Below are 12,889 nucleotides of genomic sequence, written 5' to 3'. Positions count from 1 at the left end.
ATGCCTGCTGTACCGCCAGGTTTGGCTGCCGCTGGTCCGGGCATCAGGAACGTTCCCGCACGGAACGAGGTGACAGCCCATGACGGCTCAGGTCTTCGAGGACGTGCACATCGGCAGGGGCATCTGGCCCCTGGCCCAGCGCGGGCTGGTGGCCATCGAGAACGGCCGGCTCGCCCTGTTCGGATCCGACCGCCGGCTCATCGCCCGCGCGCCGCTGAGCCGCGTGCGCGCCCGGCCGGCCCCCTTCACCGGCGGCCGGACCCTGCGCGTCCGCGTCAACGGCACGCGCTTCACCGTCTCCCCCGGCTGGGGCGACCGCGCCGGGCGGCTGCTGCGCCCGGGCGACCCCGACCGCGTCGCCCGCGACTCCGGCGCCCTGCTGCGCGCGATCCGGCGGCAGGGCGGGACCGTCGGCTGACGACGGGCCGTCAGCGGCCCGGCCGGAAACGGCGGCGCTCGGTCGGGGAGGGCGGGGCGGGCGGGGCGTCCGCCAGCCGCAGCACCGGGTCCTCCGGCCCGCCGCGGCCCGCCAGCACCGGCTCGCGGGCCCCGGACGTCTTGGCCCGGTACTGCGCCGCGTCCGCGATCCGGAACAGCCGCCGCGCCGTGGCGGGCCCGTCCAGCCCCACGCCGGTGGAGGCGATGCCGCACGCCACGCCCTCGCCCATGCCCAGCGTCCGCGCCCGGCGGCACACCTCCGAGGCCACCTGGAACACCCGGTCCGGCTCCGGCCCGGCCGCCAGCAGGCAGAACTCGTCCCCGCCCAGCCGCGCCGCCAGCCCGTCCGGCAGCCGCGCCGCGCACAGCGACAGCACCGAGCCGAAACGCTCCAGCAGCCGGTCGCCCGCGGCGTGGCCGTAGGTGTCGTTGACCCGCTTGAGCCCGTTCAGGTCGCACATCACCAGGCTGACGACCGTGCCGTCCCTGCCGTGCCGCTCCAGGGCCGCCGCCAGGCGCTCATCCACGGCCCGGCGGTTGGCCAGCCCGGTCAGCGTGTCGGTGAACGCCAGCCGCCGTGCCTGGAGCAGCCGTTCGTGCTGCACCAGCCCGGCGGCGATCACCGACGCCAGTATCGCCGCGAACTCCGTCTCCTCCCGGCCGAAGACCTCCGCCCCCGGGCCGCGCGCCACGTACAGCTCCCCCCAGGCCCGGTCGCGCACGATGACCGGCGCCACCACGCAGCAGCCGCGCCCGCGGCGGCGCAGCGCCGCCACCCGCGCCGGGCTGCCCTCACCAGCGGCCGTCGCCACCCACGCCGGGGCCGAGGGGAAGCGGGCGATCTCCGGGAAGTCGTCCACGGAGTAGGTCTCGTCAGCAGGCAGTTCCCGCTCCCCCGGCGCCAGCTCGCCGTCGTTCGCCAGCACCCGCAGCCGCCCCTGGCCGCGCTCCCAGGCGGAGACCGCGGCGAACGACCCGCCCAGCGCGAGGCGGCAGGCGGAGGCGGCGGCGTGCGCCGTCCGCGGAAGGTCGGGCGCGGCCGCCGCCATCCGGTGCGTCAGCTCCGCGACGGCGCGCAGCCGGCTCACCTCTTCCATGCGGCCAGGCTACGGCGGCGCCCCGCACCGCGCCGCCGCCCGGGGGCCACTGGGTGGAGGCGGGCCGGCGCGGGCCCGGGCTAGGCCCCCGGCCAGCGCGGCGGACGCTTCTCGTTGAACGCCGCGACGCCCTCGGCACGGTCGGCGGAGAACGCCGCGTCCCGCCAGGCCGCGTCCTCCGCCTGGAGCCCCTGCTCCAGCGGCAGCCCCCAGGCGGCGCGCAGCGCCCGCTTGGCGGCGCGGACGGCGACCGGCGAGTGGGCGGCGGCGCGGTCGGCCAGCGCGAACGCCTCGGCGCGCGCCTCCCCCCTGGCCGCCAGCCGGTCGACGAGCCCCAGCCCCAGCGCCTCGGCCGCGGTCACCCGCCGCGCCGTGAAGATCAGCTCGGCTGCCCGCGCGGCGCCCACCCGGCGCGGCAGCAGCTGCGTGCCGCCCCCGCCGGGGACGACGCCCACCGACACCTCGGGCAGCCCCAGCTCGCTGCCGGGGTCGGCGATGATGAGGTCGCAGGACAGGGCGAGTTCCAGGCCGCCGCCGAGGGCGTAGCCGTGGACGGCGGCGATCGCGGGCATCGGCAGCCCGAGCAGCCCGCCGAACGCCTCGCGCATCACCTCCCGCTGCCGGGCCAGCCCCTCGTCGTCCAGCTGGTTGCGCTCCTTGAGGTCGGCGCCCACGCAGAAGGCGCGGGGATGCGTGGAGGACAGCACGACGGCGCGCACGCCCGCGCCCGGCTCCCCGGCCAGGTCGGCGCACGCCTCGGCGAGCCGCCGGGAGAACTCGGCGGACAGCGCGTTCATGGCGCGCGGCCGGTCCAGCACCAGCTCGGCGACGTGCGGGTGCGCCGCGTCGTGCCGCACCACCACCCACTCGCCGTACCGCCGCTCCCCTGCCAGTTCACCGGCTGCCCCGGTCATCGCTCGCTGTCCCCTCTCCTCGTCAGCAGCCACGGCTCCACGATGCCCAGCCCGCGCACCGGCCGCTGGTACAGCGGCTGGAGCGCGTAGCGGTAGTGCGCCGCCCGGCCCTCCTCGGTGTCGGCGGCCTTCTCCGAGCGGGGCGCCAGGCCGGCGCTGGTCAGCTCCTCTCGCAGCGCCCCGTCCACCAGCACCATGTCCTTGGGCGCTATCGACGTCAGGCGGCTGGCGAGGTTGACGGTGTTGCCGAACACGTCGCCCATGCGGGTGGTGACGGTGCCGAAGGCGATGCCGACGCGCAGCTCCGGCATCATCGGGTCGTCGCCGAGCGTCTCCACCAGCCGCAGCCCGATCTCGGCGGCGGTGCCGGGCTCGTCGGCGGCGAACAGCACCTCGTCACCCAGCGTCTTGATCAGCCGCCCGCCCTGGGCCGCGACCTGGTCGGCGGCCGTGGTCTCGAACGCCTCAACCAGCTCGCCCAGCTCTTCCTCCTCCAGGCGCCTGGTCAGGCGCGTGAAGCCCACCAGGTCGGCGAAGCCGACCGCCAGCCGGCGGTCGACCATCTCGGCGTCGTCCTGCGCCTGCACCACCCGCCCGGCCGCCGCGGCCAGCTGCCGCCGCCACACGTAGACCAGGAACTCCTCCAGCTCCGGCAGCAGCAGCTCGACGAGCGGATAGGCGACCTCGGTGCGCGTCATGCCCGGCTCGGGCGGCTCGGTGAGCCCTTCCAGGAACGAGTCGATCTGCCAGTCGGCGAGCCGGGCCGTGGTCTGCCCGGTGGACCGGGCCACCTGCACGGCCATGGACTCGCTCAGCAGCCCGGCCTCGACCAGCCCCGCCAGCCGCCGCAGCGCCAGCACGTCCGCCTCGGTCAGCGCCTTGGCCTGACCGATGTCGGGGAAGCCCATGGCACGCCAGAAGCGGGCCGCCAGCTCCATGGACACGCCCGCCGCGCGGGCCGCCTGGAAAGGGGTGTACTGCCGCTCGGCTCCGATGATCAGCTGCTCCATGCGCAGCGCGATCGTCTCGTCCCCGTCCTGCGGGCCGTCCTCGTGCCCCGGCCCGGCGGGGCCGGGGGCGTCTGGCCCGTCCTCAGCCACGGCCACCGCCGGCCTCCGTGGTGGGATTCCCTCCGCTGTGCACTGCCCTACCGTTCCGCTCGTCCGCGCGGCTCACGCGCGGCGTCGCCTGTCCGCCTCCCCCGCCGGACGGCGACGTCCCGGCCGGGGTCCGCCCGCGCGCGGCGCGCGGACGGGTCGGTGACCACCCTACGGCAGTGTGCCGTGTGTCACGTCGCACGGAGGTGAACGATGTCAGCCGCCGCCAGCGGGTGGCGCGTGCCGTCGCCGGTGACGACCACGATCCTGCCGTCACCGTCGATGGCGGCGGCCTCCCCGTGCAGCTCAGCGCCGCCGGGCAGCTCCGCGCGCACCTGGCGGCCCAGGGTGGCGCAGCCTGCCGCGTACGCCGCGTCCAGCCCGCTGGCCGCGGGATCCCCGCCGCTGTCCGCCCACCGGGTGTACCAGTCGGCGAGGGAGCGGAGCACGGCGCGCAGCAGCGGGTCGCGGTCGAGGACCGGGGCGCCGGCCAGCCGCAGCGAGCCGGCGTGCGGCACCGGCAGCTCCTCGGCGCGCAGCGAGACGTTCAGGCCGATGCCGAGGACGACGGCGGGGTCCCCGTCCCGGCCGGCGGTGCGCTCGGCGAGGATGCCGCCGAACTTGCGCTCCTCGCCGTCCACGGTGACCAGCAGGTCGTTCGGCCACTTCAGGGCGGTGTCCACCCCGGCGGTGCGGGACAGCGCGGTGGCGGCGGCGACCCCGGCGAGCAGCGGCAGCCAGCCCCACCGCGCGGCGGGCACGGCGGGCCCGGGCGCCAGCAGCACCGAGAAGAACAGGCCGGAGCGGGGCGGGGCGCTCCAGCCCCGGCCGAGCCTGCCGCGGCCCGAGGTCTGCTCCTCGGCGACCAGCACGGTGCCGGCGGGCGCGGTGCCCGCGCGGGCGGCGGCCAGCAGGTCGGCGTTGGTCGAGCCGGTGGACTCGGTGACCGTCAGCCCGGTGTAGGGGCCGCCCTCCCGCACCAGTGCGGTGCGCAGCGCGGCGGCGTTGAGCGGTGGCCTCTCCAGGTCTGACCAGCGCGATCGGGGACTCATGGCCGTCAGCCTAAGCGGGCGGGGCGGGCGCCGGGTACGGGCGGCTGCCGCCGGGGCAGCGGCCCGGGCACGGTGTCGAGAGCGGTTCGGGAGCGGCTCGGGGAGACCGGAGTGGTGTAAGCAACACGGCAGGCCCGGATCCGGCGACGGAGCGTTACCCTACGGCTCGGTAGTCACGCGGTACCGAGTCATGACGGACCTTCGAGGAGGCGCGGCCCGTGCCCGAGCAGTCCCAGCAGGATGTCCCGCCGCCCGGCACCCACACCACCGCCGGCAAGATCGCCGACTTCGAGCGGCGGGTGAGGGAGGCGACGCACGCCGGCTCGGAGCGGGCCGTCGCCAAGCAGCACGCCCGGGGGAAGCTGACGGCGCGGGAGCGGGTGGCGCTGCTGCTGGACGAGGGGTCGTTCACGGAGCTCGACGAGTTCGCGCGGCACCGCTCGACCAGCTTCGGCATGGCGGACAACCGCCCGTACGGGGACGGCGTGGTGACGGGCTACGGCACGGTGGACGGCCGGCCGGTGTGCGTGTACGCGCAGGACTTCACGGTCTTCGGCGGCTCGCTGGGCGAGGTGTACGGCGAGAAGATCGTCAAGGTCATGGACTTCGCCATGAAGACCGGCTGCCCCGTCATCGCCATCAACGACGGCGGCGGGGCGCGCATCCAGGAAGGCGTCGTCGCGCTGGGCCTGTTCGCGGAGATCTTCCGGCGGAACGTGCACGCCTCAGGCGTGGTGCCGCAGATCTCGCTGATCCTCGGGCCGTGCGCGGGCGGCGCCGTGTACTCGCCCGCGATCACGGACTTCACGGTGATGGTCGACCAGACGTCGCACATGTTCATCACCGGTCCGGACGTGATCAAGACGGTGACGGGCGAGGAGGTCGGCTTCGAGGAGCTGGGCGGCGCCCGCACGCACGCCACGCGCTCCGGGGTGGCGCACCACATGGCGGCGGACGAGAAGGACGCGGTGGAGTACGTCAAGGCGCTGCTGTCGTACCTGCCGTCCAACAACCTGTCCGAACCGCCCGTCTTCCCGGTCGAGGCGGAGCTGTCGGTGACCGAGGACGACCGGGAGCTGGACACCCTGATCCCCGATTCCGACCACCATCCGTACGACATCCGGCAGGCGGTTGAGCGGGTGCTGGACGACCGGGACTTCCTGGAGACGCAGCCGCAGTTCGCGCCCAACATCGTCACCGGCTTCGGCCGGGTGGAGGGCCACCCGGTGGGCGTGGTCGCCAACCAGCCGATGCACTTCGCGGGCTGCCTGGACATCAACGCCTCGGAGAAGGCGGCCCGGTTCGTGCGCACCTGCGACGCGTTCAACCTCCCGGTGCTCACGTTCGTGGACGTCCCCGGCTTCCTGCCGGGCACGGACCAGGAGTACCAGGGCATCATCCGGCGCGGCGCCAAGCTGATCTTCGCCTACGCGGAGGCGACGGTGCCGCTGATCACGGTGATCACGCGCAAGGCGTTCGGCGGTGCCTACGACGTGATGGGCTCCAAGCACCTGGGGGCGGATTTGAACCTGGCGTGGCCGACCGCACAGATCGCGGTGATGGGCGCCCAGGGCGCGGTGAACATCCTCCACCGCCGCCGCCTCGCCGCCATCGACGACGCCGACGAGCGCGAGACCGAACGCCTGCGGCTCCAGCAGGAGTATGAGGACACTCTCCTCAACCCCTACGCGGCGGCCGAGCGCGGCTACGTGGACGCCGTGATCCGGCCCTCGCAGACGCGCCAGCAGATCGTGAAGGGGCTGCGTGCCCTGCGTACCAAGCGTGAGCAGCTGCCCCCCAAGAAGCACGGGAACATTCCCCTGTAGGTCCCCGGCGGGCGGGAGGGACGGCACGGAGGAGGACGCGTGGAGGAGATCGTGGAGGAGATAAGGGTCGTGCGGGGACGGCCGACGCCGGAGGAGCTGGCGGCGGCCGTGGCGGTGGTGCGGGCGCGCGCGGCCGCCCTGGCCCGCGAGGCCGCCCGCGCCGAGGCCGGCGCGGGGCGGCGCCCGAGCGCCTGGCACGATCCGGCGCGCACGCTGCCCCGGCCGCTGCCCGCGCCGGGCCCCGGGGCGTGGCGGGCGAGCTGCTGGCCGGCCTGAACGCCGCACCAATCTGAGTACGCGTACTCAGGCGTGCCCGCCGCCCGGCGGGCAGGATCGGGCGCATGCTGTGGTCCGACCTGCGCCGGGAGCCCGATGACGTGCCCCGCGCCACCGCCCGGAAACTGCGCCGCGCGAGCTGGGTGCTGGCCGCCGCCATGGTGGCGGCCGCCCTGCTGGTGCTGTGGCGCTGACCCGCGGCCCAGGCGTCCGGCCCAAGGCCGTAGGCTCGCCTGCCATGAGCGGTACTTCCAGCCCGGCGCGGCGGCTCGTGCTCGCCTCCGCCTCGCCCGCCCGCCTCGGCCTGCTGCGGCAGGCGGGCCTCGCCCCCGAGGTCGTCGTCAGCGGCGTCGATGAGGACGCGATCAGCGCCCCGACGCCCACCGGCCTGGCCGCGGCGCTCGCCGAGGCCAAGGCCACGGCGGTGGCTGCCCGCCCGGAGGCGGCGGGCGCGCTGGTCGTCGGGTGCGACTCGCTGCTGGAGTTCGGCGGCGAGGCGCTCGGCAAGCCCGCCAGCGCCGAGGAGGCCACGGCCCGCTGGAAGGCGATGCGCGGACGCGCGGGCGTGCTGCACACCGGGCACTGCCTGGTCGACACCGCCAGCGGCCACCGCGAGACGGCGGTGGCGTCCACGACCGTCCGGTTCGGTGAGCCCAGCGACGCGGAGATCGCCGCCTACGTCGCGACCGGCGAACCCCTCCATGTCGCGGGCGCGTTCACCCTCGACGGGCGGGCCGCGCCGTTCCTGGACGGTATCGACGGGGACGCGGGCAACGTGATCGGCCTGTCACTGCCGCTGCTGCGCCGCCTGCTCGCGAAGGCCGGCGTCGCCCTGACCGACCTGTGGGTCTGACGCGGGAACGGACGGCGTGCGGCGCGGCGCCGCACCGCCCGGCGGATACAGCGTCAGCGTGAGCATCAGCAGGACGAACACGGCGATCAGCGCGGCGAAGGCGCCCCAGCCGACGAGCCCGACGGCGAGCGCGGCGAGCGCCGCGTGCAGCACGGCGGCGCCCGTCAGCAGCGCCCGGCCCAGCCGGGCGGGCGACCGGTCGGTGAGCGCGGTGCGCAGCAGCAGCGCGGCGCACAGCAGCAGGAAGGCGGCCAGCACGGCACCGGCCGACCAGGCGGACACGCTCATCGTGGCCGGGGAGATCCCGGCCACGGACATCTGCTGGCGGTCCGCGGCCATGCCGAGGACGAGATGCACGGTGCCGAGCACCACCGCGCCGCCGATGACGAGGGCCGCCGTTATCGCGGCCACGCTTCGTCTGCCCCGGTTCACGGGGCGCACGTTACTGCCGGGTAAAGGACTGGGCAAGACCTCGCGCACGGGCGGCAGCGGCGGGTGCGCCGCCGCGCGGGGCGGCTGGGCGGACCGCCGGGCCAGCGGAGGCGCGGCACGCAAAGTTCGGCCCCCGATATTGGCGGAACCCCACAATGCCCATTCCCGAGCGCTGTGATGGGGTGCCTGTATTCCAGCAGCCTTGGACCAACGCCGTGGCAGACGCCAACCCGGCGCGTACCGTGGTTTTGCAAGGCCACCAGCGGTTCGCGCGGACACCGCTAACCGTCGCTCACCCTCCGCTTGCGCGCGGTCACCCATGTGGGCGACTCGTTGCAAGGTGTCGCTAGTACCTAAACTCGCCTTGTTCCGAGGAAGGAGCCATCGTGCGCAAGGTGCTCATCGCCAACCGTGGCGAAATCGCCGTTCGCGTCGCCAGGGCCTGCCGGGACGCCGGCATCGCCAGCGTCGCCGTCTACGCCGACCCGGACCGGGACGCCGTCCACGTCCGGGCAGCCGATGAGGCGTTCGCCCTCGGCGGTGACACCCCGGCCACCAGCTATCTCGACATCGACAAGGTACTCAAGGCCGCCGCCGACGCGGGCGCCGACGCCGTGCACCCCGGCTACGGATTCCTGTCGGAGAACGCCGACTTCGCGCAGGCCGTCATCGACGCGGGCCTGACCTGGATCGGCCCGCCGCCCGCCGCCATCCGGGCGCTCGGCGACAAGGTGGCCGCCCGGCACATCGCGCAGCGCGCGGGCGCCCCGCTCGTCGCGGGCACCAAGGACCCGGTGTCCGGCACCGACGAGGTCATCGCGTTCGCCCGCGAGCACGGCCTGCCGATCGCGATCAAGGCGGCCTTCGGCGGCGGGGGGCGCGGCCTGAAGGTGGCCCGCACGCTGGAGGAGATCCCGGAGCTGTACGACTCGGCCGTCCGCGAGGCGCAGGTGGCGTTCGGCCGCGGCGAGTGCTTCGTGGAGCGCTACCTCGACCGCCCGCGCCACGTGGAGACGCAGTGCCTGGCCGACAAGCACGGCAACGTGGTCGTGGTCTCCACCCGGGACTGCTCGCTCCAGCGGCGGCACCAGAAGCTCGTCGAGGAGGCGCCCGCCCCCTACCTGACGCCCGAGCAGAACGCCGAGCTGTACCGCGCCTCCAAGGCGATCCTGCGCGAGGCGGGCTACGTCGGCGCGGGCACCTGCGAGTTCCTCGTCGGCCAGGACGGCACGATCTCCTTCCTCGAGGTCAACACCCGCCTCCAGGTGGAGCACCCGGTGACCGAGGAGGTCACGGGGATCGACCTGGTGCGCGAGATGTTCCGGATCGCCGAGGGCGAGGAGCTGGGCTACGACGACCCGCCGGTGCGCGGCCACTCCATCGAGTTCCGCATCAACGGCGAGGACCCGGGCCGCAACTTCCTGCCCGCTCCCGGCACGGTCACGACCTTCGCGCCGCCCAGCGGCCCGGGCGTGCGGCTCGACGCGGGCGTGGAGAGCGGCTCGGTGATCGGCCCGGCGTGGGACTCGCTGCTGGCGAAGCTGATCGTCACGGGCGCCGACCGCAAGCAGGCGCTCCAGCGGGCGGCCCGCGCGCTGCGGGAGTTCCGGGTCGAGGGCATGGCGACGGCGATCCCGTTCCACCAGCTCGTGGTGACCGACCCGGCCTTCGCCCCGGAGGTGAACGGCCGCGAGGGCCAGCCGTTCGACGTCCACACCCGGTGGATCGAGACGGAGTTCAGCAACCCGCTGAAGCCCTTCGGCGCCCCGGCCGGACCCGAGGAGGGCGACGCCGCGCCGCGCGAGACCGTCGTGGTCGAGGTGGGCGGCAAGCGGCTGGAGGTCTCACTGCCCGCGACGCTGGCGATGCCGCTGGCGCGCGCGGCCGTCGCCGGGGGCGCCAAGCCCGCGCGGCGGCGCGCGGGGCGGCGCGCGGCGAGCACCGTCTCGGGCAACGCGCTGGCCTCGCCGATGCAGGGCACGATCGTGAAGGTCGCCGTCGAGGACGGCCAGCAGGTCGCCGAGGGGGACCTGGTGGTCGTGCTGGAGGCGATGAAGATGGAGCAGCCCATCAACGCCCACCGCTCGGGCACCATCAGCGGCCTGAAGGCCGAGGTGGGCGGCTCGGTCTCGGCGGGCGCCGTCATCTGCGAGATCAAGGACTGACACCGCCGGCCGGCGCGCCGGTCGCGCGGCCAGGCGCCCCCCGTCCCACGGGCGGGGGGCGCCTTTCCGTGTCCTGCCCGCGCTGATCCGCCGCCAGCGTCCCGGGAGGCGCGGCCCGCCTGCCGGTGGGCCGCGGGCCGCGCCGCACCGGTCACCGGCGGCCTGGCACCTGCCCGACGACGCGGCGCGGGCCCGGCACGGCGAGGTCGCGGCGCTGCGGCGGGCCGTCGGCGCCCCGCTCCGGCGCCCGGGGCTCTCCCCGGTCGGCCCGCTCGGCGCGGTCACCCCGCTCCGGCGCCCGGTCGGCGCGTTCGGGCCGCTCGGCTGCCGGGCCGACGCGGCCGGGCGCCGTGCCCTGGCCACCCGCCACGGAGATCCGCACGCCGCGCTCGGCGAGCGCCTCCAGCTGGGCGGCGCCCCGCTCGGACTCGGTCGACGGCTGGTCGGTGACCAGGTGGTCGATCTGGTCCGGCGGCACCGTCTGGAACATCGTGTCGGTGCCGATCTTGGTGTGGTCGGCGAGCACGATGACCTCGGCCGCCGCGCGCACCAGCGCCCGGTCGACGCTGGCGGCCAGCATGTTGGGGGTGGACAGGCCGCGTTCGGCCGTGAGCCCGGCGCCGGACAGGAACGCCCGGCTGACGCGCAGCCCCTGGAGCGACTGCTCGGCGCCGCTGCCCACCAGCGCGTAGTTGGAGCCGCGCAGCGTGCCGCCGGTCATGACGACTTCGACGCGGTTGGCGTGGGCCAGCGCCTGCGCCACGAGCAGGGAGTTGGTCACGACGGTGAGCCCCGGCACGCGCGCGAGGCGGCGGGCCAGCTCCTGCGTCGTGGTGCCAGCGCCGACGACGACGGCCTCGCCGTCGCGCACCAGCCCGGCGGCCACCTCGGCGATCGCGGTCTTCTCAGCGGTGGCGGCCATCGCCCGCTGAGGGAATCCGGCTTCCCGGGTGAAGCCCCCGGGCAGGACCGCGCCACCGTGTCTGCGGTCCAGCAGTCCTTCCGCCTCCAGGGCGCGCACATCGCGCCGCACGGTCACTTCGGAGGTCTGGACAACGCGGGCGAGTTCGCGGAGCGACACGGCTCCGTTGGCTCGCACCATCTCAAGGATCATCTGACGACGTTCAGCAGCGAACACGGAACCGACAGTAACCCCTACGACCGTCTGCTTTCAGCCGCTTCCCTGGAATTACCGAAGTTGTCTGCGTGCACGCCCCCGGCGTGATATACGCCCCGCGCGCACCCGTGTGAGCCCCGCGCTGACCAGTGCCTACTGTTCCTCGGCGGTTTTCCGCGTGTGGAGCTGCCGCGCGGCCTCCGCGATCGACCCGGACAGAGACGGGTACACGGTGAACGCCTTTGCGATCTGTTCCACCGTCAGACTGTTGTCCACGGCGATCGAAATCGGATGGATGAGCTCGCTGGCGCGCGGCGCCACGACCACGCCGCCGACGACGATGCCGGTGCCGGGACGGCAGATCAGCTTCACGAAGCCGTCCCGTACGCCCTGCATCTTGGCCCGCGGGTTCCGCAGCAGCGGCAGCTTCACCACCCGGGCGTCGATCCGCCCCTCGTCCACGTCGGCCTGGGAGTAGCCGACGGTGGCGATCTCGGGGTCGGTGAAGACGTTGGCCGAGACCGTCTTCAGATCCAGCGGGGCGACCGCGTCGCCGAGGAAGTGGTACATGGCGATGCGGCCCTGCATCGCGGCCACCGACGCCAGCGCCAGCACGCCGGTGCAGTCGCCCGCCGCGTAGATGCCGGGAGCGGTGGTGCGGGAGACCTTGTCGGTGACGATGTGGCCGGAGTCCGTCAGCTGTACCCCGGCCTCTTCCAGCCCCATGTCCTGGGTGTTGGGCACCGCGCCGACCGCCATCAGGCAGTGGCTGCCGGTGATGACGCGGCCGTCGGTCAGCGTCACCTCCACCGTGTCGCCGTTCCGCTTGGCGGCGGCGGCCCGGGAGCGGGACATGACGTTCATCCCGCGGCGGCGGAAGACGTCCTCCAGCACGGCAGCGGCGTCCGGGTCCTCGCCCGGCAGCACGCGGTCGCGCGAGGAGACCAGCGTCACCCGCGAGCCGAGCGCCTGGTAGGCGCCCGCGAACTCCGCGCCGGTGACCCCGGAGCCGACGACGATCAGCTCGCGCGGCAGCTCCTGGAGGTCGTAGACCTGCGTCCAGGTCAGGATCCGCTCGCCGTCGGGCCGCGCGTCGGGCAGCTCCCTGGGGTGGCCGCCGGTGGCGATCAGCACGCCGTCGGCCGCCAGCTCGGCGGTGCCGCCGTCGGCGAGTTCGGCCTCGACCGTGCGCGTGCCGTCGGGGGCCTGCCCCGGCCGGATCCGGCCGCGCCCCCGCACCACCCGCACGCCGGCGCGGGTGACGGAGGCCATGATGTCCTCCGACTGCGCCAGCGCCAGGCGCTTGACCCGGCGGTTGACCTTGCCGAGGTCCACGCCGATGCCGCGCACCTCGTCGCCGATGCCGTCGCCGTCGTGGTCGATCTCTATGCCCAGCTCCTCGTGCGAGGAGTCGAAGCCGGTCATCACCTCGGCCGTGGCGATGAGGGTCTTGGAGGGAACGCAGTCCGTCAGCACCGACGCCCCGCCGAGCCCGTCGCGATCCACGACGGTTACCTCCGCGCCAAGCTGCGCCGCCACCAGCGCTGCCTCGTAGCCGCCGGGACCGCCGCCAATGATCACGATTCGAGTCACGTTTCCAGTGTCCCGCACGGCCCCGCGAA

At 74.9% G+C, this 12,889-nt stretch carries 13 protein-coding genes; 6 read left to right on the top strand and 7 right to left on the bottom strand.

The features are described 5' to 3' along the window. Window positions 1-79 precede the first annotated feature (79 nt). Complete coding sequence (locus tag JK356_RS03605; RefSeq protein ID WP_201866005.1) at window positions 80-418, top strand: hypothetical protein; 339 nt, start codon at window positions 80-82, stop codon at window positions 416-418. A gap of 10 nt (window positions 419-428) precedes the next feature. Here JK356_RS03605 and JK356_RS03600 read toward each other — a convergent pair whose 3' ends face one another. From JK356_RS03600 to JK356_RS03585, 4 genes are all read right to left on the bottom strand, one after another. After that, the gene (locus JK356_RS03600) at window positions 429-1,535 is read right to left on the bottom strand and encodes a diguanylate cyclase domain-containing protein (protein ID WP_201866004.1); all 1,107 of its coding nucleotides are present in this window, start codon (window positions 1,533-1,535) and stop codon (window positions 429-431) included. 80 nt (window positions 1,536-1,615) lie between these two features. Continuing rightward, window positions 1,616-2,449, bottom strand: coding sequence for an enoyl-CoA hydratase/isomerase family protein (locus JK356_RS03595; protein WP_201866003.1), 834 nt, complete (start codon window positions 2,447-2,449; stop codon window positions 1,616-1,618). Continuing rightward, window positions 2,446-3,471, bottom strand: a complete 1,026-nt coding sequence (locus JK356_RS03590; RefSeq protein WP_201866126.1) for an adenylate/guanylate cyclase domain-containing protein — start codon at window positions 3,469-3,471, stop codon at window positions 2,446-2,448. The genes JK356_RS03595 and JK356_RS03590 overlap by 4 nt, the downstream gene beginning before the upstream one ends. 266 nt (window positions 3,472-3,737) lie before the next feature. After that, window positions 3,738-4,598 carry a biotin--[acetyl-CoA-carboxylase] ligase gene (locus tag JK356_RS03585; RefSeq protein WP_201866002.1) on the bottom strand — a complete coding sequence of 287 codons (861 nt, stop codon included), beginning with the start codon at window positions 4,596-4,598 and terminating at the stop codon, window positions 3,738-3,740. 218 nt (window positions 4,599-4,816) lie between these two features. On the opposite strand from JK356_RS03585, the gene JK356_RS03580 reads away from it, so the two are divergent. The 4 genes from JK356_RS03580 (at window position 4,817) to JK356_RS03570 (ending at window position 7,553) form a co-directional block, all read left to right on the top strand. After that, on the top strand, window positions 4,817-6,424 hold the full coding sequence (locus JK356_RS03580; protein WP_201866001.1) for an acyl-CoA carboxylase subunit beta: 1,608 nt from the start codon (window positions 4,817-4,819) through the stop codon (window positions 6,422-6,424). A 39-nt stretch (window positions 6,425-6,463) separates the two neighbouring features. Beyond that, on the top strand, window positions 6,464-6,700 hold the full coding sequence (locus JK356_RS03575) for an acyl-CoA carboxylase epsilon subunit (protein ID WP_307815380.1): 237 nt from the start codon (window positions 6,464-6,466) through the stop codon (window positions 6,698-6,700). A 65-nt stretch (window positions 6,701-6,765) separates the two neighbouring features. After that, window positions 6,766-6,894, top strand: coding sequence for a morphogenic membrane protein MmpB (gene mmpB / locus JK356_RS22125; RefSeq protein WP_269137083.1), 129 nt, complete (start codon window positions 6,766-6,768; stop codon window positions 6,892-6,894). 44 nt (window positions 6,895-6,938) lie between these two features. Beyond that, window positions 6,939-7,553 carry a nucleoside triphosphate pyrophosphatase gene (locus tag JK356_RS03570; protein WP_201866000.1) on the top strand — a complete coding sequence of 205 codons (615 nt, stop codon included), beginning with the start codon at window positions 6,939-6,941 and terminating at the stop codon, window positions 7,551-7,553. Here the strand turns inward: JK356_RS03570 and JK356_RS03565 are convergent. Next, window positions 7,488-7,964, bottom strand: a complete 477-nt coding sequence (locus JK356_RS03565) for a hypothetical protein (RefSeq protein ID WP_201865999.1) — start codon at window positions 7,962-7,964, stop codon at window positions 7,488-7,490. The two genes, JK356_RS03570 and JK356_RS03565, sit on opposite strands and share 66 nt — an antisense overlap. Before the next feature lie 407 nt (window positions 7,965-8,371). Here JK356_RS03565 and JK356_RS03560 point away from each other — a divergent pair, with 407 nt between their 5' ends. Further along, on the top strand, window positions 8,372-10,150 hold the full coding sequence (locus tag JK356_RS03560) for a biotin carboxylase N-terminal domain-containing protein (protein WP_201865998.1): 1,779 nt from the start codon (window positions 8,372-8,374) through the stop codon (window positions 10,148-10,150). 151 nt (window positions 10,151-10,301) lie between these two features. On the opposite strand, the gene JK356_RS03555 is transcribed toward JK356_RS03560, so the two are convergent. Continuing rightward, complete coding sequence (locus tag JK356_RS03555; RefSeq protein ID WP_236670648.1) at window positions 10,302-11,252, bottom strand: DeoR/GlpR family DNA-binding transcription regulator; 951 nt, start codon at window positions 11,250-11,252, stop codon at window positions 10,302-10,304. 168 nt (window positions 11,253-11,420) lie between these two features. Continuing rightward, the gene (locus JK356_RS03550) at window positions 11,421-12,860 is read right to left on the bottom strand and encodes an NAD(P)H-quinone dehydrogenase (RefSeq protein WP_201865997.1); all 1,440 of its coding nucleotides are present in this window, start codon (window positions 12,858-12,860) and stop codon (window positions 11,421-11,423) included. Window positions 12,861-12,889 lie beyond the last annotated feature (29 nt).

This window comes from Streptomyces sp. 7-21 (assembly GCF_016741785.1).
In the GTDB taxonomy this organism is placed as follows: Bacteria; Actinomycetota; Actinomycetes; order Streptomycetales; family Streptomycetaceae; genus Streptomyces.
The sequence above is the reverse complement of the archived record's forward strand: the minus strand, read 5'-3'. Positions and strand labels throughout refer to the sequence as shown.

Bases quoted from the DNA above. Each gene is read 5' to 3' on its own strand.
- mmpB (WP_269137083.1), top strand. From the start codon at position 6,766: ATGCTGTGGTCCGACCTGCGCCGGGAGCCCGATGACGTGCCCCGCGCC.
- JK356_RS03570 (WP_201866000.1), top strand. From the start codon at position 6,939: ATGAGCGGTACTTCCAGCCCGGCGCGGCGGCTCGTGCTCGCCTCCGCC.
- JK356_RS03600 (WP_201866004.1), bottom strand. From the start codon at position 1,535: ATGGAAGAGGTGAGCCGGCTGCGCGCCGTCGCGGAGCTGACGCACCGG.
- JK356_RS03585 (WP_201866002.1), bottom strand. From the start codon at position 4,598: ATGAGTCCCCGATCGCGCTGGTCAGACCTGGAGAGGCCACCGCTCAAC.
- JK356_RS03605 (WP_201866005.1), top strand. From the start codon at position 80: ATGACGGCTCAGGTCTTCGAGGACGTGCACATCGGCAGGGGCATCTGG.
- JK356_RS03595 (WP_201866003.1), bottom strand. From the start codon at position 2,449: ATGACCGGGGCAGCCGGTGAACTGGCAGGGGAGCGGCGGTACGGCGAG.
- JK356_RS03555 (WP_236670648.1), bottom strand. From the start codon at position 11,252: ATGGTGCGAGCCAACGGAGCCGTGTCGCTCCGCGAACTCGCCCGCGTT.